The 18,819-nt window shown below is 69.3% G+C and carries 15 protein-coding genes; 10 read left to right on the top strand and 5 right to left on the bottom strand.

The annotated features are described in order from the left end of the window. Nucleotides 1–4: 4 nt before the first annotated feature. The gene (locus tag EY822_RS02345; protein WP_150306803.1) at nt 5–2,194 is read left to right on the top strand and encodes an ATP-dependent DNA helicase RecG; all 2,190 of its coding nucleotides are present in this window, start codon (nt 5–7) and stop codon (nt 2,192–2,194) included. A 92-nt stretch (nt 2,195–2,286) separates the two neighbouring features. Here the strand turns inward: EY822_RS02345 and EY822_RS02340 are convergent, their stop codons facing one another. Then, nucleotides 2,287–2,676, bottom strand: coding sequence for a VOC family protein (locus tag EY822_RS02340; RefSeq protein ID WP_150306802.1), 390 nt, complete (start codon nt 2,674–2,676; stop codon nt 2,287–2,289). 155 nt (nt 2,677–2,831) lie between these two features. Between EY822_RS02340 and coaD the strand changes: the two genes are divergently transcribed. From coaD to mutM, 5 genes are all read left to right on the top strand, one after another. Further along, entirely contained in the window at nt 2,832–3,323 is a 492-nt protein-coding gene (gene coaD, locus EY822_RS02335) for a pantetheine-phosphate adenylyltransferase (RefSeq protein WP_150306801.1), read from the top strand. Nucleotides 3,324–3,416: 93 nt separating this feature from the next. Continuing rightward, nucleotides 3,417–4,004, top strand: a complete 588-nt coding sequence (locus EY822_RS02330; protein WP_150306800.1) for a YceD family protein — start codon at nt 3,417–3,419, stop codon at nt 4,002–4,004. 2 nt (nt 4,005–4,006) lie between these two features. Next, on the top strand, nt 4,007–4,210 hold the full coding sequence (rpmF, locus tag EY822_RS02325; protein ID WP_150306799.1) for a 50S ribosomal protein L32: 204 nt from the start codon (nt 4,007–4,009) through the stop codon (nt 4,208–4,210). A 27-nt stretch (nt 4,211–4,237) separates the two neighbouring features. Next, entirely contained in the window at nt 4,238–4,942 is a 705-nt protein-coding gene (rnc, locus tag EY822_RS02320; protein ID WP_150306798.1) for a ribonuclease III, read from the top strand. A 2-nt stretch (nt 4,943–4,944) separates the two neighbouring features. Next, nucleotides 4,945–5,991, top strand: coding sequence for a bifunctional DNA-formamidopyrimidine glycosylase/DNA-(apurinic or apyrimidinic site) lyase (mutM, locus tag EY822_RS02315; protein WP_150306797.1), 1,047 nt, complete (start codon nt 4,945–4,947; stop codon nt 5,989–5,991). Between the two features lie 85 nt (nt 5,992–6,076). On the opposite strand, the gene EY822_RS02310 is transcribed toward mutM, so the two are convergent. After that, nucleotides 6,077–7,156, bottom strand: a complete 1,080-nt coding sequence (locus EY822_RS02310; RefSeq protein WP_150306796.1) for a GNAT family N-acetyltransferase — start codon at nt 7,154–7,156, stop codon at nt 6,077–6,079. A gap of 120 nt (nt 7,157–7,276) precedes the next feature. Here EY822_RS02310 and EY822_RS02305 point away from each other — a divergent pair, with 120 nt between their 5' ends. Together EY822_RS02305 and EY822_RS02300 are read left to right on the top strand one after the other, a co-directional pair. Then, nucleotides 7,277–8,038: an SDR family NAD(P)-dependent oxidoreductase gene (locus EY822_RS02305; RefSeq protein ID WP_150306795.1), complete on the top strand. Its 762-nt coding sequence runs from the start codon at nt 7,277–7,279 to the stop codon at nt 8,036–8,038. A gap of 193 nt (nt 8,039–8,231) precedes the next feature. Further along, a complete protein-coding gene (locus EY822_RS02300) occupies nt 8,232–11,894 on the top strand; it encodes an AAA family ATPase (protein ID WP_150306794.1) in 3,663 nt (1,220 codons plus the stop codon). A 56-nt stretch (nt 11,895–11,950) separates the two neighbouring features. Here EY822_RS02300 and EY822_RS02295 read toward each other — a convergent pair whose 3' ends face one another. Then, nucleotides 11,951–13,621 (bottom strand): alpha-amylase family protein, encoded by a 1,671-nt coding sequence (locus tag EY822_RS02295; protein ID WP_150306793.1) that lies wholly within the window; start codon nt 13,619–13,621, stop codon nt 11,951–11,953. Between the two features lie 2 nt (nt 13,622–13,623). Beyond that, complete coding sequence (locus EY822_RS02290; protein ID WP_150306792.1) at nt 13,624–14,586, bottom strand: TIGR03885 family FMN-dependent LLM class oxidoreductase; 963 nt, start codon at nt 14,584–14,586, stop codon at nt 13,624–13,626. A gap of 96 nt (nt 14,587–14,682) precedes the next feature. On the opposite strand from EY822_RS02290, the gene ftsY reads away from it, so the two are divergent. Further along, a complete protein-coding gene (gene ftsY, locus EY822_RS02285) occupies nt 14,683–15,561 on the top strand; it encodes a signal recognition particle-docking protein FtsY (RefSeq protein ID WP_150306791.1) in 879 nt (292 codons plus the stop codon). A gap of 225 nt (nt 15,562–15,786) precedes the next feature. Further along, nucleotides 15,787–17,346, top strand: coding sequence for a signal recognition particle protein (gene ffh / locus EY822_RS02280; RefSeq protein WP_150306790.1), 1,560 nt, complete (start codon nt 15,787–15,789; stop codon nt 17,344–17,346). 265 nt (nt 17,347–17,611) lie between these two features. Here the strand turns inward: ffh and EY822_RS02275 are convergent, their stop codons facing one another. Next, entirely contained in the window at nt 17,612–18,748 is a 1,137-nt protein-coding gene (locus EY822_RS02275; RefSeq protein WP_150306789.1) for a glutamate--cysteine ligase, read from the bottom strand. Between the last annotated feature and the right edge of the window lie 71 nt (nt 18,749–18,819).

Below are 18,819 nucleotides of genomic sequence, written 5' to 3'. Positions count from 1 at the left end.
AGGGATGGCCGCATCCGGACTCGACGCGAAGCTGTCGTCGGTGCTCGGCGGGCGCACCGCGACCGTGCTCGAGAAGGCATTCGGTCTGCGCACCGTCGCCGATCTGCTGAGCCACTACCCGCGCCGATATGCGCGGCGCGGCGAGCTCACCGTGCTCAGCCAACTGCCCATCGACGAGAACGTGACCATCGTCGCCGAGGTGCGGGAGGTGCGGGAGCGGTCGATGAAGGCACGCAAGGGATCCATCGTCGAAGTGAAGATCTCCGATGGTCTCGGCTACCTCACGCTCACGTTCTTCAATCAGCGCTGGCGTGCCGATCAGCTCAAGCCCGGCATGCGCGGCATCTTCGCCGGCAAGGTCACCGACTACCGGGGTTCCCTGCAACTCGCGCACCCCGACTACACCCTGTTCGGAGACGATGAGGACGGTCCCGAACGGCCCGACCGGTCGGCCGAGGAGTGGGCGAAGAAGCCCATCCCGATCTACCCCGCCACCGCATCGATGGCGAGCTGGCAGATCCAGAAGTCCATCGAGATCGCCCTCGACGGTCTCGGCGCCGTCGACGACCCCGTGCCGGATGCGGTGCGCCGGGAACGCAGGGTCATCGGCTTCGCAGCGGCCCTCGACGGCATACACCGGCCCGAGCGCGACGCCGACTGGCGGAAGGCGCAGGACGCGCTCCGCTTCCAGGAGGCATTCGTGCTGCAAGCCGCCCTGCTGCAGCAGCGTGCCCAGAATCGAAGCGCCCCGGCGATTCCGCGGGTGCCCGCACCGGGTGGGTACCTCGAACGCTTCGAGAAGCACCTGCCGTTCACCCTCACTGCCGACCAGGAGCTCGTCGGGGACGAGATCGCGACGGACCTCGCCCGAACCGCGCCGATGAATCGGTTGGTGCAGGGCGAGGTCGGCTCCGGCAAGACCCTGGTGGCGCTGCGGGCGATGCTCGCGGTGGCGGACTCGGGCGGCCAGGCGGCGCTGCTCGCCCCCACCGAGGTGCTCGCCGCTCAACACCTCCGGTCCATCGCCCGTGTGCTCGGCCCCGACCTGTCGGCCCAGCTGATGCCGGTGCTCATCACCGGTCAGCTGCCCCTCGCCCAGCGGAAGCGCGCGCTGCTCCGAGCCGCCAGCGGGCAGGCGCGGATCGTGGTGGGCACGCACGCCCTGCTCAGCGACACGGTCGGGTTCTACGACCTCGGCCTCGTGGTGATCGACGAACAGCACCGGTTCGGCGTGGATCAGCGCGAGGCGCTGCGCCAGAAGGGCACTGCACCGCACCTCCTGGTGCTCACGGCCACCCCCATTCCCCGCACCGTCGCGATGACGGTGTTCGGCGACCTCGACATCTCCACCATCCGCGAGCTCCCCGCCGGGCGTCAGGGCATCGAGAGCTTCGTGGTGCCCCTCGTCGAGCACCCGTCCTGGGTGAACCGCGTGTGGGTGCGCATGTCGGAGGAGATCGCGAAGGGCAGACAGGCGTTCGTCGTGTGCCCGGCCATCGAGCCCGGCGCCACCGAGCCGGGCGCCTCGGAGTCGGGGGACGGGGATGCCGTGCCGGAAGCCTCCAGCGGGCCGCCCGCCCCACCCGCGAACGTGCTCGAGCTCACCGCCGAGCTGAGGCGTCATCCGTCACTCGCGTCGGCGCGCATCGAACCCCTCCACGGCCGCATGTCGAGCGATGAGAAGGATGCCGTGATGCGGGCGTTCGCCGCGGGCGACATCGACGTGATCGTGGCGACGACGGTCATCGAGGTGGGCGTGGACGTGCCCAACGCGTCGACCATGGTGGTGATGGATGCCGACCGGTTCGGCGTATCGCAGTTGCACCAGCTGCGGGGTCGGGTCGGGCGGGGGAACGTGCCCGGTCTCTGCCTGCTGGTGACGCGCTCCGAGGACGGCAGCCTCGCCCGTGAACGTGTGGACGCCGTGGCCGCCACGCTCGACGGGTTCGAGCTGGCGCAGGTCGATCTGGAGCTCCGCCGTGAGGGAGACGTGCTCGGCAGCTCGCAGGCCGGTGGGCGCTCGCAGCTGCGCCTCCTCCGGGTGATCAGGGACGGCGACGTGATCGAGGAGGCGCGCGGGCTCGCGTCGGAAGTCCTCGACGCCGATCCCGCCCTGACCGAGCACCCCGCCCTCGCCGAGGCGATCGCCCGGCGTCTCGACGAGTCCACCCGCACCTTCCTCGCCAAGGCCTGACCCGCGCCCACCCCTCACGACCCTCTCGTTCCGGAGACCCGCACGTCCGCTCCTCCCGGGCGCACCGACGGGCAAGGGTGGGAACCGATCGGCTACGCGGGCATCACGCAGAACTCGTTGCCCTCCAGATCCGCCATGATCACGTGGCCGTCGTCGAAGCGCTGCAGTTCCCGACCACCGAGGCTCACGATGCGCGCCAGCTCGCCTTCGACATCCGCCGTGTCCACATCCATGTGCACCCGATTCTTGACGACCTTCGACTCCGGCACGAGCGTGAAGAACAGGCGAGGGCCGACCCCGGAGCGGGGCTGGACCAGTACGGAGGGGTCGTCCTCCACGTCGAGGATGCCGAGGCCCCGCAGGCGCTCGACCTCGGCCGCGTCGTACGGCGCGACCTCGTAGCCGTCGAGCAGCTCCGCCCAGAATCGGGCAAGGGCAGACGGGCGGTGGCAATCCACCACGATGTCCCGCAACCGAGCCATGGTCGATGGTCGCACGGTCGGGACCTCGGCGCAGCCCGGAACCAGGTCGGGCTCACCCTGGGCTCCGGACGGGACCGGACCGTGTGCCTCGGAGCGGACCCAGGGGAAGGGAGGAGCACTCAGGTGAGGCGACGCCGCCCCGATACGCTGGAGCAATGAGCAGGATCGCCGTAGTCCCCGGGTCGTTCGATCCCATCACCCTCGGCCACCTGGACGTGATCGAGCGCAGCGCCGGCATCTTCGACGAGGTGCACGTGGTCGTGGTGCACAATCCGGCGAAAACGGCACTGCTGCCGATCGCCGAGCGCGTCTCCCTCATCGAACGGGCGCTCGTGGACGGGGCCTACCCGCGCAACATCCAGGTCACCTCGTGGAGCATGGGCCTGCTCGTCGACTACTGCACCGACGTCGGGGCGAGCGTGCTGGTGAAGGGCATCCGGTCGCAGGTCGACGTGGCCTACGAGACGCCCATGGCCATCGTGAACCGCAACCTCGCCAAGGTGGAGACCGTGTTCCTCCTGCCCGACCCCGCGCACGCGCACGTCTCCAGTTCGCTCGTGCGACAGGTCGCGTCTCTGGGCGGCGACGTCTCGCCGTACGTGCCCCGCGTGGTCGCCGAACTCCTTGGCGGGGAGAACGTGGCCTGACCGAGGTCCACCGCTCCGCCACGGACTCACGGATGCCCCGCCACTGCAGCGCACGACGGGAGTCACCAGCGGCGCGGAGTACACTCGTTGCCCGTGCCCAAGTTCAGGAAGACTCCCTACACGGTCAACGTCCGCGACCTCGTGAACCGGCCGGGCGAGATGCGCGAGCAGGACTTCACCATCCAGGCGCCCGAGCATCTCGGCGAAGGTCTGCTGCAGGTGCGGGAGGGTCGTGACATCCGCATCTCCGCCCGCTTCGAGTCGGTGCACGAGGGAATCTACGTCTCCGGCGAGGCCCGCACAGTGGCCGACGGACACTCCGCACGCACGCTCGCGGAGATGCAGCAGACCGTCCAGGTCGAATTTCAGGAGCTCTTCGCGTATTCTCTTGATGAAGCCTTCGACTATCAGGTTCTCGACGACCACGTCGACCTAGAACCTGTGATCCGGGATGCGGTGGTTTTATCACTCCCATTCCAGCCAGAACTCCCCAATGAGGAACTCGATTTCGAGTTGGGGGACGGCATCAATCTGGTCCTGTCGGATTCGCAGAACGACCAGCCCCTCGTCGACAGTCGATGGGCCGCGCTTGCGGAGTTCCAGGCTTCCACAGACAGCAGTGCGGGGGACGCCCCCGACACTGGCACGGCCGAGACCGGCCCGAATACAGAAAAGAGTTAGCCATGGCAGTTCCCAAGAGGAAGATGTCCCGCTCCAACACGCGCGCCCGTCGTTCGCAGTGGAAGGCCGAGGTTCCCAACCTGGTCAAGACGGTCGAGAACGGCCGCGTCACCTACAGCCTCCCGCACCGCGCGAAGGTCGTCGAGGACTCCGCCGGCACCCCGCTGTACATGGAGTACAAGGGCCGCAAGGTCGCCGACGTCTAGTCGACGACCTCTTCCACGTCGTATCCCGTGACCGGGGCAGCGCCCGACCGGGCACCTCTCCTCGAGGCGCTGTCGACGGATCTCGATCCCGATCTCCTCGAGCTCGCTCTCACGCACCGTTCTTTCGCGTACGAGAACGGCGGTATCCCGCATAACGAGCGCCTCGAGTTCCTCGGCGACTCCATTCTGGGGCAGGCCGTCACGGTGATGCTCTATCGCGAGAACCCGACGCTCGACGAGGGCGAGTTGGCCAAGCGGCGTGCGAGCCTCGTCAGCAGCGTCGCGTTGGCCGAGGTCGCTCGCTCGATCGATCTCGGACGCTTCCTCCGTCTCGGACGCGGCGAAGAGTTGACCGGCGGGCGGGAGAAGTCGTCGATCCTCGCGGACGCGGTCGAAGCGCTCATCGGGGCGGTGTACCTCGACGCGGGTGGCGACGTGGCCACCACGGTCGTGCTGCGTCTGCTCGCCCCGCTCCTGGCCGACCCGGAACGCTTCGGTGCGGCCATGGACCCCAAGACGAGCCTGCAGGAGATCTCCGCGCGGCGAGGCGTTGGGCTACCCGCCTATTCCGTGACGGACAGCGGTCCCGACCACAGCAAGCGATTCCACGCCACCGTGACGGTCGGCACGCTCATCACCGCCGAGGGCGACGGATCGAGCAAGAAGCAGGCCGAGATGGCCGCCGCCCTCGAAGCCTGGACTCGTCTGCAGCAGTCCGGCGCCCGGAAGTAGCGATGCCCGAGCTCCCCGAGGTGGAGGTCGTGCGTGCGGGACTCGAGCCCGCCGTGCGCGGTGCGCTGATCACCGGCGTCGAGGTGTTCGACACCCGATCCCTGAAGCGGCACGACGCCGTCCGCGGTCCGTTCGACGACCTGCTCGTCGGCAGACGCATCACCGCCGCCGTTCGGCGCGGCAAGTTCCTCTGGTTCCCCCTCGCGGTCCCCGACCCTGTCGAAGGGGCGCACCACCCGGTCCCCGACCCTATCGAAGGGCCGCACCACCCGGTCCCCGACCCTGTCGAAGGGCCGCACCACCCGGTCCCCGACCCTGTCGAAGGGGCGCAACCGACGCACGCCCTCGTCGCCCACCTCGGCATGAGCGGCCAGGTGCTCCTCCGCGCCGCCGGAGCGCCGGACGATGCGCTGCTCCGCATCCGGATGACCCTCGAGCATCCCGAACACGGCGAGATCCAGCTCGCCTTCGTGGACCAGCGCATCTTCGGCTCGATGGCCGTGGACGCGCTCGTCGACGGCGGCGACGACGTGCCCGCCGGCTACGGGTCGGACTCGCCGCTCATCCCCACGCAGGTGAGCCACATCGCCCGCGATCCCCTCGACCCGTCGTTCGACGAACGGGCGTTCTTCGCCGCTCTCGCCCGACGCAACACCGGGATCAAGCGCGCGCTGCTCGATCAGACCCTCGTGAGCGGCATCGGCAACATCTACGCCGATGAGGCGCTGTGGGCGGCGCGCATCCACTTCGACCAGCCGACCAACGCGTTGTCCCGTCCACGCGCGCGCACCCTCCTCACCGAGGTGCGCCTCGTGCTCGGTCGTGCTCTCGCCGAGGGCGGGACGAGCTTCGACGCGCAGTACGTCAACGTGAACGGTGCGTCCGGCTACTTCTCGCACAGCCTCAACGCGTACGGACAGCACGGCAAGGCCTGTCCGCGGTGCGGCTCCCCGATCGAACGCGTCGCATTCATGAATCGATCGAGCCACTTCTGCCCGCGCTGCCAGCGCATCCGCGCATCGCGCGCCGTGCCCGTCCGTCCGCGCTAGCGAGGGCGGCTCAGGGGGCGGCTTGCGTCCCTTCGACAGGCTCAGGGACCGGGTGGGACGTCCCTTCGCCGGGCTCAGTGACCGCCTAGCGGGTCACCTTCTTCCAGGCACCCTCGTGGCCGATCGGGATGAAACCCACGGCCTCGTTCACGCTCAGCATCGGCCGATTCTCCTCGGCGTTGAACGTGAACACCATCGGGGTCTCGGGCACCTCGGCCGCCAGGAACTCGAGGTTCGCGGCCTTCAGCAGCATCCCGAGCCGGTGCCCGCGGTGCTCCTCGAGCACGAGCGTGTCCTCCTGACTGGTCGGACGCGTCCGATCGGTCGGCACCGAGAGTTCCGTGTATCCGGCCAACCGGCCCGAGGCCACATGCACCGCCGCCGCGGTGAGGTAGAGCCGGCCCGAGGCGAGGAGCTTCGCCTCGTACTTCCGCAGCCGGTCCTCGTCCCACCGGTCCTCGGTGGTGTCGAGCCCCGCGTGCGGGTCGGCCGTACTCATCGCCGTGTAGAGAGCCGCCATGTCCGCCACCCACTCGTCGGGGGTGCCCCCGAGCCAGCGCACCACCCGGTAGTCCGCTCCGGAGTGCGCCTCGGCATCCGCCCGGAGTCCCGCGAGCGTCGCGGGATGCACGGGCAACGGGATGGAGCTCGCGCGTGCGACCTGCTCGAAGGAGTAGCCGTGGGCGAGGAGGAATCGTACGCCGGGGTCATCGGCCGGTACGCTCCCGAACCCGGTGGGCGGCACGAGGCGCTCGCCGCTGTCGGACATCGCGTGCGGAACGTACCCCTGGATGGAGGTGCGACCGGACTCGGCGTGCATCGCCTCGATGAGGTCGAGCAGCCCGGCGCCGACGCCGCGGCGACGATGGTCGGGCAGCACCTCCGCGACGGCCCACGTCGTGCGGTCGTCCTCCTCCGGCGACCACTCCACGACCGCGCGTCCGACGATGCGCCCATCCACTCGCGCCACGAAGACGCGCTTGGGCTCGTACTCCTGCAACTGGTAGGCGGGCAGCAGCTCGGCCGGAGAGTAGGCGAACGCGTCGGTGCCGTACGCGGCGGCCTCGATGGCGTTCCGCACGTGCACCATCTCGGCGAAGTCGCCGCTCCCGGGGGTGTCCATGCTGTCGGGGATGGCCAGTTCGTCGATGCGAAAGGCGGGCATGCCGCCGATGATAGCGAAGCCGAGTAGCGTTCTCGATACCGTTTCGGCATCCGCATCGCACCTTCCCGCGGAAGCACGCGACGGTCGGAACGCCGCACACCCCACCGCAGAGGAGTCGCCATGCTCGAACGTTTTCGTCTCGATGGTCGCGTGGCGGTGGTCACCGGATCCACCCGTGGACTCGGCCGAACCTTCGCTCTCGCCCTGGCCGAGGCGGGGGCCGACATCGTGGTCACCGGTCGGGACGGCGCGGCCGCTCAGCACGTCGTCAGCGAGATCGAGGCCCTCGGCAGCCGGGCGCACGTGGTGCTCGGCGATGTGACCGTGCGGGCGGATGTCGAGCGCCTGCTCGCCGAGACCCTCGCGCAGTTCGGCCGGGCCGACGTGCTCATCAACAACGCCGGTACCTGCATCCACAAGCCGGCACTCGACGTGACCGACGACGAGTGGCGACAGGTGATGAACGTGAACGTCGACGGGGTGTGGATCTGCTCGCAGGTCTTCGGAAGGCACTTCGTGGCTCAGGGCGAAGGCTCGATCGTCAACATCGGCTCGATGTCGGGCGAGATCGTCAACCGTCCGCAATTCCAGCCCGCCTACAACGCATCCAAGGCTGCGGTGCACCATCTCACCAAGAGCCTGGCGGCGGAGTGGGCCCCCCTCGGGGTGCGGGTGAATGCACTCGCTCCCGGGTACATGCGCACCGACATGGCGCCGGTCGATGAGCCGCGGTTCCGACGGCACTGGATCGAGGATGCACCGATGGAGCGCGTGGGTGAGCCGGACGAGCTGGGGCCCGCCATCGTGTTCCTCGCGAGTGACGCGTCGTCGTACATGACCGGGTCGGTGCTCACGATCGACGGCGGCTACACCGCATACTGACGCCGGTACGCAGCCGCCCGCGGCGTTCGGCCCACCGCGCGGCGGGCGGCGCCGCTTCGTGCGGCATCCACCGTGCGCCGCCCGATTCCGCTGTGCTCCGCTCGCCTGCCGGGCGAATCCGCGCCCGTCGGTTACCGTGGGGGCGGGATTCGAGCGCGCGCCCACGCGCACGGCGTCGGAAAGGGAACGGATCGTGCACCTGAAGAGCCTGACCCTCAAGGGGTTCAAGTCTTTCGCACAGTCCACCACCTTCGCCTTCGAGACCGGGGTCACCTGCGTCGTCGGACCGAACGGGTCGGGCAAGTCCAACGTGGTCGACGCGCTCGCCTGGGTGATGGGGGAGCAGGGCGCGAAGACCCTTCGCGGCGGCAAGATGGACGACGTCATCTTCGCCGGTACCTCCACGCGCGGCCCGCTCGGACGGGCCGAGGTCACCCTGACGATCGACAACTCCGACGGCGCGCTGCCCATCGACTACACCGAGGTCACGATCAGCCGCACGCTCTTCCGCAACGGTGGCAGCGAGTACGCCATCAACGGGTCGAACGTGCGCCTGCTCGACGTGCAGGAGCTCCTCAGCGATTCGGGACTCGGCCGCGAGATGCACGTGATCGTCGGACAGGGTCGCCTCGACAACGTGCTCCAGGCGACACCGGAGGACCGGCGCGGCTTCATCGAGGAGGCGGCCGGCATCCTCAAGCACCGGCGACGCAAGGAGAAGACGCTCCGCAAGCTCGACGCGATGCAGGCGAACCTCACGCGCCTCAGCGACCTCGCCGGCGAGGTGCGCCGCCAGCTCAAGCCGCTGGGCAAGCAGGCCGAGATCGCCCGGGAGGCGCAGACCGTGGCCTCGGTGGTGCGGGACGCCCGGGCCCGGCTCCTCGCCGACGACGTGGTGGGCCTCCGCAAGGCGCTCGACGACCACGCCCGCACCGAGAGCGAACGCACCACCGAGCGGATGGTGCTGCAGGAACGACTGGACGCGGTCACCCTCCGCACCGAGCGGATCACCGCGGCGCAGAGCGGAGACGCGGTGGATGCTGCACGGCGCACCGCGTTCGCGCTCGAGCAGGCGCAGGATCGGTTGCGCAACCTCTTCGCGCTCGCCAACTCGCGGCTCACGTTGCTCGAGGAGCAGACCGAGGTCTCCGACGGCGCTCAGGGTGTGACCCCGCACATGCTGTCGGATGCGGCCGCCGAAGTGGAGCGCCTCCGCGGGCTGGTGACGAGCGCGGAAGCGGCCTGGGCCGCCGCTCAGAGCGGTACGGGGAACGCCCGGCGAGCCCTCGACGCGGTGGACGAGGAGATCCAGGCCCAGGCGGAACTGGTGTCGCGGCACGACCTCGAGATCTCGAAGCTCACCGGCCAGGCCGACACGGCGCAGTCCCGTCTCGCCGCCGTTCGCGGCGAGGTGCTGCGCCAGCAGAACGCGCTGGACGCGGCGTCCACTCGCCGCGAGGCGGCCCGCGCGGCCTTCGCGTTGCACGAGGCGGAGGCAGCGACGGCGGATGCGGGGGAGACCGACCTCGATGAGGCCTACGAGACGGCGCAGAACGCCGTCGTCGAGGCCGAGGCGGGGATCGAGCGTCTCCGCGAGGCGCTGCACGTTCAGGAACGCGAGCGGGACGCGCTCGCCGCCCGCACATCGGCCCTTTCCCTCGCGCTCGATCAGAAGGACGGCTCGACGGAACTGGTCGCCGCCCGTCTGTCGGGGATCCGCGGCTTGGTGGCCGATTCCGTGCACGTGGAACCCGGCTTCGAGGCGGCGATCGCCGCAGCTCTCGGTTCCCTCGCCGACGCCGTGCTCGCCGAGACCCACGACGACGCGGCGGCGGCCATCGAGCACGCCGGCCAGGGGGAACTCGGACGCGTGGAGGTGGTGGTCGCGGCCGCCGACGCGCGGGCCGACGCGGGAGGCGACGGGCCGGTCGATGTGGCATCAGCGATTCCATCGACCATTCGCCGGGCCGCCGACGTGGTGCGCGCACCGGACGGGGTCCTGCGCATCCTCGGGCACACGCTCATCGCCGACGACCTCGACTCCGCCCGCACCGCGTGGCGCGCGCTCGACGACCCGACGGCCACCACCATCCTCACCCGCGAGGGCGACGTGCTCACTTCCTACGTGCTCCGCGGCGGATCCGGCGCCAAACGATCACGGCTCGAGCTCGTGGCCGACCGGGATGCCGCCACCGACCGCCTCGCCACCGTCGCCGCCGACATCGACCGCTCGACGTTCGCCCTCGCCGAGCAGCGCGGCATCCTGCAGAGCGCGAAGGACCGGTCGAAGCGCGCGCTGACCGCACTCCGCGAGTTCGACTCCGAGCTGGCCGCCCGAACTGAACGGTTGAACCGCGCCCGCGTGCAGGTCGAGGCGGCCGGAGCCGAGTTCGACCGGTTGAGCGCCTCCCTCGCCCTGGCCAGCGAGGCCGTGCCCGCCGCGGAGTCGGCGGCGGCGACGGCGCGTTCGGCGTTGGACACCGCGCGCTCGCGCCCGCGTCCGATCCTCGACGCCAGCGCGCGCGACGCGCTGTACGCCGAACTCGAGAAGGCGCGCGAGACCGAGGTGGAGACGCGCCTGCAGGTGGAGACGGCGAAGGAGCGGGTGCGTGCCGAACAGGTACGAGGCGAGCAGCTCGCCGAGCAGCTCGAACGCGAACGGGCGAAGGCGGAGGCCGCGGCACGTCGCGCCGTGCTGCGTCGTCGGCAGGCGGATGCCGCCACGGCGGTACTCACCGCGCTTCCCCCGGTGCTCGACCTGGCCGACCGTTCGGTCGCCGACGCGCGATCGGTGCTCGCGCGCGCGGAACAGCAGCGCGCCAGTCAGAACGAGGAACTCACCGGCCTCCGCCGCGAGGAGGGGACGCTGCGGGAACGCCTCGCCGCGATCACCGAGAACGTGCACGGGCTCGAGTTGCAGATCTACGAGAAGAAGCTGCACCTGACGTCGCTGCTCGAGCGCGCGGGCAGCGAACTCGGGCTGGTGGAGGACGTGCTGGTGGCGGAGTACGGCCCGCACGTGCTCGTCCCGGATGACGGCGCGTCGGACGGCGCTGACGGCGCCGCCCCTGAGCTCGTCGAAGGGGCGGCCCGTGCGCCTGTCGAAGGGGCGGAACGTGATGTCCCTTCGACAGGCTCAGCGGCCGTGGGAAGCTCAGGGACCGTCGCCGAGGCGACCGGGACGCCGTACAACCGGGAGCAGCAGCAGCGCAGACTCGCCCGCGCCGAGCGGAGTCTGGCTCAGCTCGGCCGTGTCAATCCGCTCGCGCTCGAGGAGTTCGCCGCGCTCGAGCAACGGCACAGGTTCCTCACGGAGCAACTGACCGACCTCACCGACACCCGCAAGGACCTCCTCACCATCATCGACGAGATCGACGAGAAGATGCAGGACATCTTCGCGTCGGCCTTCGACGACACCCGGCAGGCGTTCAACGAGGTCTTCCCGGTGCTCTTCCCCGGCGGCTCGGGCAGCATCCACCTCACCAATCCCGACGACCTGCTCAACACGGGCATCGAGGTCTCGGTGAAGCCGGCGGGCAAGAAGATCGAGCGGCTGTCGCTGCTGTCCGGCGGGGAGCGGTCGCTCGCGGCGGTCGCCCTCCTCATCGCCATCTTCAAGGCGCGCCCCAGCCCGTTCTACATCATGGACGAGGTCGAGGCCGCGCTCGACGACGCCAACCTCGGGCGTCTACTGACGATCTTCGAGGACCTGCGGCGAACATCCCAACTCATCGTGATCACGCACCAGAAACGCACCATGGAGATCGCGGACGCCCTCTACGGCGTGTCCATGCGCCAGGACGGCGTCTCGGCGGTCGTGGGACAGCGCGTCGCCACGGAGCGCGTCGCGAGTTAGCCGCGGCCCGACCCGGCCCGACCCGAACGGCACGGGTGAGCGCCGACCGCGGCGCGCTAGTACTGCGTGGTGTCGGGCTCGTGCACCACCCGCAGCCAGCGGTAGCCGTACCCGCCGAGCGTCACCGAGGCCGCGCCGTCCTCCACCGGAAGCGACTCGCCGGTCAGCAGATCGCTCAGTCGCGTGTGCGCGTCCGCCTCCGCGATCGGCAGCGGAACCTCGAAGGACTCGGTGCCGAAGTTGTGCAGGGCGATCACCTGATCCGACTCCCAGGTGAGCGTGTGCGCCAGCACGGAGGCGTGCGGCTGGTCGATCACCGCGAACTCGCCCCAGCCGAACTCGGGGGCGTTGCGGTAGTGCCGCACGAGGGTCTGGACGAAGCTGAGCAGCGAGTCCGGGTCGCGGCGCTGCTGCTCCACGTTCACGTGCTGCGGACCGTAGCCGCCCTCCACCACCGCACTGCAGAGGTCGTCGGCGCCCGCCGCGGAGAACCCGCCGTTGCGCCCGCCGTTCCACTGCATGGGGGTGCGCACCGCCATCCGGCCCTCCTGCTCGAGGTTCTCGCCCATGCCGATCTCCTCGCCGTAGAAGAGCACCGGGGTGCCGGGCAGCGAGAACAACAGGCTGTAGACCATCCGGATGCGGCGCGGGTCGCCCTGCAGCATCGGGGGAAGCCGCCGCACGAGACCGCGGCCGTACACCTGCATGCGTTCCTCCGGTCCGAAGGCCGCGAACACCTCGCCGCGTTCCTCGTCGGAGAGCTTGTCGAGGGTCAGCTCGTCGTGGTTGCGTACGAAGTTCGCCCATTGCGAATCCGATGATCCGCCGGTCCTCGACGTGAGGGCCTCCACGAGCGGTGCCGCATCCTGACGGGCGAGCCCCAGGTAGAGCTTCTGCATCGAGATGAAGTCGAACTGCATGGTCAGTTCGTTGCCCTCGGCGCCGCCGAAGTAGGTGGCCTGCTCGTCTCGTGGCAGATTCACCTCGCCGAGGAGCACCCCGTCGCCCGACCGCCGGCCGAGAAAGGCCCGGAGTGACCGCAGGTAGGAGTGCGGATCCGGTAGCGCGTCGTCCCCGCCGACCACCGCATCGGTTTCGAGGAGGAACGGCACGGCATCCACCCGGAAGCCGGAGAGCCCGAGTTCGAGCCAGAAGCCCATGATCTTGGCGATCTCATCGCGCACGACCGGGTTCGTCACGTTCAGGTCGGGCTGGTGCTTGTAGAAGATGTGCTGGTAGTACTGCTTCGTCTTCTTGTCGTACTCCCAGTTGCTGGTCTCCTGGTCGGGGAAGACCGGGGGGCCCTGCTGCTCGGGCGGCTCGTCCCGCCACACGTAGTAGTCGCGGTGGGGCGAATTGCGGTCCGACTTCGCGGACACGAACCACGGGTGCTGGTCCGACGTGTGGTTGATCACGAGATCGGCGATCACCCGCATCCCGCGGTCCTTCGCCGTGCGGATGACCTCCACCAGATCGCCGAGCGACCCGAGGCGGGAGTCCACCGAGTAGAAGTCGAGCACGTCGTAGCCGTCGTCGCGGTCGGGCGTCGGGTAGAACGGCATGAGCCACAGGCAGGTCACCCCGAGTTCGGCGAGGTAGTCGAGCCGGGAGGCGAGGCCCGGGAAGTCGCCGGTGCCGTCGTTGTTCCAGTCCATGAAGGTCTCGACGTCGAGGCAGTAGACCACGGCGGTCTTCCACCACAGGTCGCTGGTGTCGGTGATCCGCATGCTCAGAGTCCTCGGAGTCGCGGCAGCACGCGTTCGCCGAAGACGTCGATGAAGCGATCCTGCTCCTTGCCCACGTGGTGCAGGTAGATGCGGTCGAAGCCCAGCGACGCGAACTCCTCGAGACGCCGCACGTGCTCGTCCGGGTCGGCGGAGATGACGACGGAAGCGGCCATGTCCTCGGGCTTCACGTACGCCGCGGCCTCATCGAACCCTTCGACGGAGTCGATGTCCCAGGCCAGTGGCGGTCCGAAGACATTCGCCCGCCACTGGTCGTGCGCTATCGCGAGCGCCTCGGCATCCGTCTCCGCGTAGCTCAGGTGCACCTGCAGGGCCAGTTCCCCGCGCCCGCCGGCCGACCGGTAGGCGTCGACCCAGGCCCGCAGGTCGTCGATGGGCTGGTTGATGGTCGCCGCGCCGTCGGCCCACTCCGCGGCCCAGGCGACCGTCTCGGTGCTCACCGCGACCGCGATCAGGGGCGGTGGGGTTTCGGGCAGGGTCCACAGCCGGGCGCGATCCACTGTGACGAGGCCGTCGTGGCTGACCTCCTCGCCGCGGTGAAGCGCGCGGATGATGTCGACGCACTCGCGCAGTCGGGCGTTGCGGATGCTCTTCCGCGGCCAGCCGCCGCCCGTGATGTGCTCGTTGGCGGCCTCACCGCTGCCGAGGGCGACCCAGAAGCGCCCCGGGTACATCGACTCCAGGGTGGCCGCGGCCTGCGCGATGATGGCCGGGTGATAGCGCTGCCCGGGGGCGTTGACCACGCCGAACGACAGCGACGTGGCCTGCATCGCGGCGCCGAGCCACGACCAGGCGAATCCGGACTCGCCCTGCCGGGCGCTCCACGGCGCGATGTGGTCGGAGCACATCGCGGCGTCGAAGCCCACGCTCTCGGCCTTCTGCACGTTCCGGAGCAGAGTGCCCGGGTCGATCTGTTCGTGGGACGCGTGGAACCCGAAGGAAGTCATGCCCCATCTTTACGGGAACGGTGTTCCGCTGTCGATCGAACGCCGCCGGCGGGGGCGCGTGTCGTTCGCGCGCCTGCTCGCCTCTAGGCTGAATGCATGGCTGACCGTTCATCTCCGTGGTCGCTCGGTAGTGCATTGCGCGGCATGTTCGCCAAACCCACGATCGACGAGAATACCTGGGAGGATCTCGAGACCGCCCTCCTCACCGCGGACTTCGGTCCGGACATCTCCGAGGCGGTGATCGATGACCTCCGCTCGTCGGTGGAGCGATACCGCACCACCGATCCGCGCGACCTGCAGCGGATGCTGCGCGAGTCCATCGAGGAGCGCCTCGCGAAGTTCGATCCGACCCTGCACCTCAGCGAGCGACCCGCGATCATCCTCGTCGTCGGGGTGAACGGGGTGGGGAAGACCACGACGATCGGCAAGTTCGCGCGGTTCCTCGCCAACTACGGACGCTCCGTCGTCGTTGGCGCGGCGGACACGTTCCGCGCCGCCGCGGTGGAGCAGGTGGCGACCTGGGCCGAGCGCGCCGGCGCCGCCGTCGTGCGTCCCCAGCACCCCGGTCAGGACCCGGCGTCGGTGGCGTATCAGACCATCGAGTACGCCAAGCGAACGGGCACCGAGATGGTGCTCATCGACACGGCCGGACGCCTGCAGACCAAGGGCGGACTCATGGACGAGTTGACCAAGATCCGTCGGGTGATCGAGAAGCAGGCGCCGATCGCGGAGGTTCTTCTCGTGCTCGACGCCACGACCGGGCAGAACGGTCTCGCGCAGGCCCAGGCGTTCATCGAGCACGCGGGGGTCACCGGGCTCGTGCTCACCAAGCTCGACGGATCCGCCAAGGGCGGCTTCGTGCTCAACGTGCAGGAGAAGACCGGCATCCCGATCAAGCTGATCGGGCAGGGTGAGAAGATCGGCGACCTCACCGGCTTCACGCCCCACGTCTTCGCGCAGAAGCTCGTCGGCTGATCCCGTACGCTCCCTGAGCCTGCACGGTCCCTGAGCCTGTCGAAGGGTCGCACCGTCCCGAACGGTCCCTGAGCCTGTCGAAGGGCCGCACGGTCCCTGAGCCTGTTGAAGGGCCACACGGTCCCTGACCCTGTCGAAGGGACGCCCCCACTTCCCAGCGGCCGCGACGACGGGACGCACACCCCGGCACCGTCGACGACCGGCAGCGGTTAAACTGGCTGCACTATGGCCACTTTTGGAACCCTCTCCGACCGCCTCGCCGAAACGCTCAAGAATCTGCGCGGCAAGGGCAAATTGTCCGCGGCGGACGTCGACGGCACGGTCCGCGAGATCCGCCGCGCCCTGCTCGACGCCGACGTGGCGCTCGACGTGGTGCGGGCCTTCACCGCCAAGGTGCGGGAGCGTGCACTCGGCGACGAGGTGAACAAGGCGCTGAACCCCGCCCAGCAGGTGGTGCAGATCGTCAACGAGGAACTCGTCACCATCCTCGGCGGCCAGCAGCGTCGGCTCGAGTTTGCCAAGCGACCGCCGACCATCATCATGCTCGCGGGTCTCCAGGGCGCCGGTAAGACCACCCTTGCAGGCAAGCTCGCCAAGTGGCTCGCGAAGGATTCGCACACGCCGATCCTCGTGGCGGCCGACCTCCAGCGGCCGAACGCCGTGAATCAGCTGCAGGTGGTGGGCGAGCAGGCCGGCGTGCCGGTGTTCGCCCCCGAACCCGGCAACGGCGTCGGCAACCCCGTCCGGGTGGCGAAGGATGCGGTCAAGTACGCGGTCGATCGCCAGTACGACGTCGTCATCATCGACACGGCCGGTCGCCTCGGTGTGGACGCGGACCTGATGAAGCAGGCGTCGGACATCCGTCGTGCCACCCAGCCCGACGAGGTGCTCTTCGTCCTCGACGCGATGATCGGTCAGGACGCGGTCGCCACCGCGAAGGCCTTCCAGGAGGGCGTGGACTTCACCGGTGTGGTGCTCACCAAGCTCGACGGTGACGCGCGCGGTGGTGCGGCGTTGTCGGTGGCGTCGCTGACCGGGCGCCCGATCATGTTCGCCTCGACGGGTGAGACGCTCGACGACTTCGAGCCCTTCTACCCCGACCGCATGGCGAGCCGCATCCTCGACCTCGGTGACATCCTCAGCCTCATCGAGCAGGCGCAGGAGAACTTCGACGAGGCCGAAGCCCTCAAGATGGCCGAGAAGATCTCGACCGACACGTTCACCCTCGAAGACTTCCTGAAGCAGATGCAGCAGCTGCGCGGCGGGTCGATCAAGAAGATGATGAGCATGCTCCCCGGCATGGGCGGTATGAAGGAGCAGCTCGACAACTTCGACGAGCGGGAGATCGTGCGCACGGAGGCGATCATCCAGTCGATGACCCTCGCCGAGCGGCGCAACCACCGCCTGCTCAACGGCTCCCGTCGCCTGCGCATCGCGCGCGGGTCGGGTGTGACGGTCACCGAGGTGAACCAGCTCATTCAGCGCTTCGAGCAGGCCTCGAAGATGATGCGCACCGTGGCTCGCGGCGGGATGCCGCAGATCCCGGGCATGGGTCCCATGCCGGGGAGCCATGGCGGCGCCCGGAACAAGCAGAACACCAAGAAGAAGGGCTCGAAGTCGGGCAACCCGGCCAAGCGGGCGGCGGAGGATGCCGCACGTGCGGCGGGCAAGCAGGCCGCGCTGGCGGCCGGGGGAACCGGTTCCGGATTCGGGCTGGGTGCCGGGTCGAAGGATGGCCCCAGCGAGGAAGAGCTCGCGAGCCTGCAGAAGATGCTCGGCCGCTAACGTCCACGGTCCTGAGCTTGTCGAAGGGATGCCCATACGGTCCCCGAGCTTGTCGAAGGGACGCGATCGCGGTCTCACGCCGCGTCGAGGTGGTGCCCATGCGGTCCCTGAGCTTGTCGAAGGGACGCGAGGTGAGGAACGACCCTTCGACAGGCTCAGGGTCCGTGGGGAGACACGGAACGACCCTTCGACAGGCTCAGGGTCCGAGGGGAGACACGGAACGACCCTTCGACAGGCTCAGGGTCCGCGGGCCGTACGCCGAGCGCTACGCGGGGAGGCCGTCGCGGAGTTCGCGCACGAGCGACGCCACCACGGCCTTCAGGCTGCCGCCGTGCTCCCTGGCAACGGCCAGCTGGCGCTGGTAGCTCGCCCCGCGCTCGAGGATGCCCGCCACGTCGCGCAACTCGTCGAGGCAGCCGAGCCGCTCGGCGATCGGCTCGAGCCGGGCGAGCACGCGCCGGGTGTCATCGGACACCAGGCACTCATTGCCCGCGGCATCCTGGATGATGATCGCGTCCATCCCGTACCGGGCGGCTCGCCACTTGTTCTCGCGCACGAACCACGGCTGCATCTGCGGGATGTCCTTGCCGTCGTCGAGCGCGGTCGAGAACTCCTCGATCAGGCACTGCACGAGCGCGGCGAGCGCGGCGACCTCGCGCACCGACGAAACGCCGTCGAACACGCGCACCTCGATGGTGCCCCACTTGGGCGACGGCCGGATGTCCCACCGCAGCTCGCTGTAGTGGTCGATCACTCCGGTGTGCAGCATGTCGCCCACCATCTCCTCGTAGTTCGCCCACGCGCCGAACTGGGGAGGAAGGCCCGCGGTGGGCAACTGCTGGAACATGAGTGCGCGGTTCGACGCGTAGCCGGTCTCCTCGCCGACCCAGAACGGACTGGACGCCGACAGCGCCTGGAAGTGCGGGATGTAGGCGAGAAGGCCGTTGAGGATGGGCAGGACCTTGTCGCGGGACTCGATGCCGACGTGCACGTGCACGCCCCAGATCATCATCTGCCGGCCCCACCACTGGGTGCGGTCGATGAGCGTCGCGTAGCGCTCCTTGCCCGGCGTGACGTCCTGCGAGAACCACTGGCTGAACGGATGCGTGCCGGCGCAGAGAAGCTCCACGCCCATCGGGTCGACGACCTCGCGCACCGCATCGATGGTCACGGCGAGATCCCGCACCGCACCGGCCACGTCGTCGTGCACGTCGCTCACCACCTCGACGGTGTTGGTGAGCAGCTCGGCGGCGACGTGCGGGAACGTGTCTCCACCTCGACCGAGGGCGTCGAGCACCGCGGGTGCGGCGGGGGAGAGTTCGCCGCTGGAGTGGTCGACGCAGGCCAGCTCCCACTCGATGCCGATCGTCGATCGACGTGAGGGCGCGAACTCGATCTCCATGTGCCCACCCTTCGACATAGCCGCGCGGAGCGGATCGGGTCAATCCTGACACGCGAGCGGAGCTTCTGTAA

The organism is Planctomonas psychrotolerans, assembly GCF_008642235.1.
GTDB classification, from domain to species: domain Bacteria; phylum Actinomycetota; class Actinomycetes; order Actinomycetales; family Microbacteriaceae; genus Planctomonas; species Planctomonas psychrotolerans.
The sequence above is the reverse complement of the archived record's forward strand: the minus strand, read 5'-3'. Positions and strand labels throughout refer to the sequence as shown.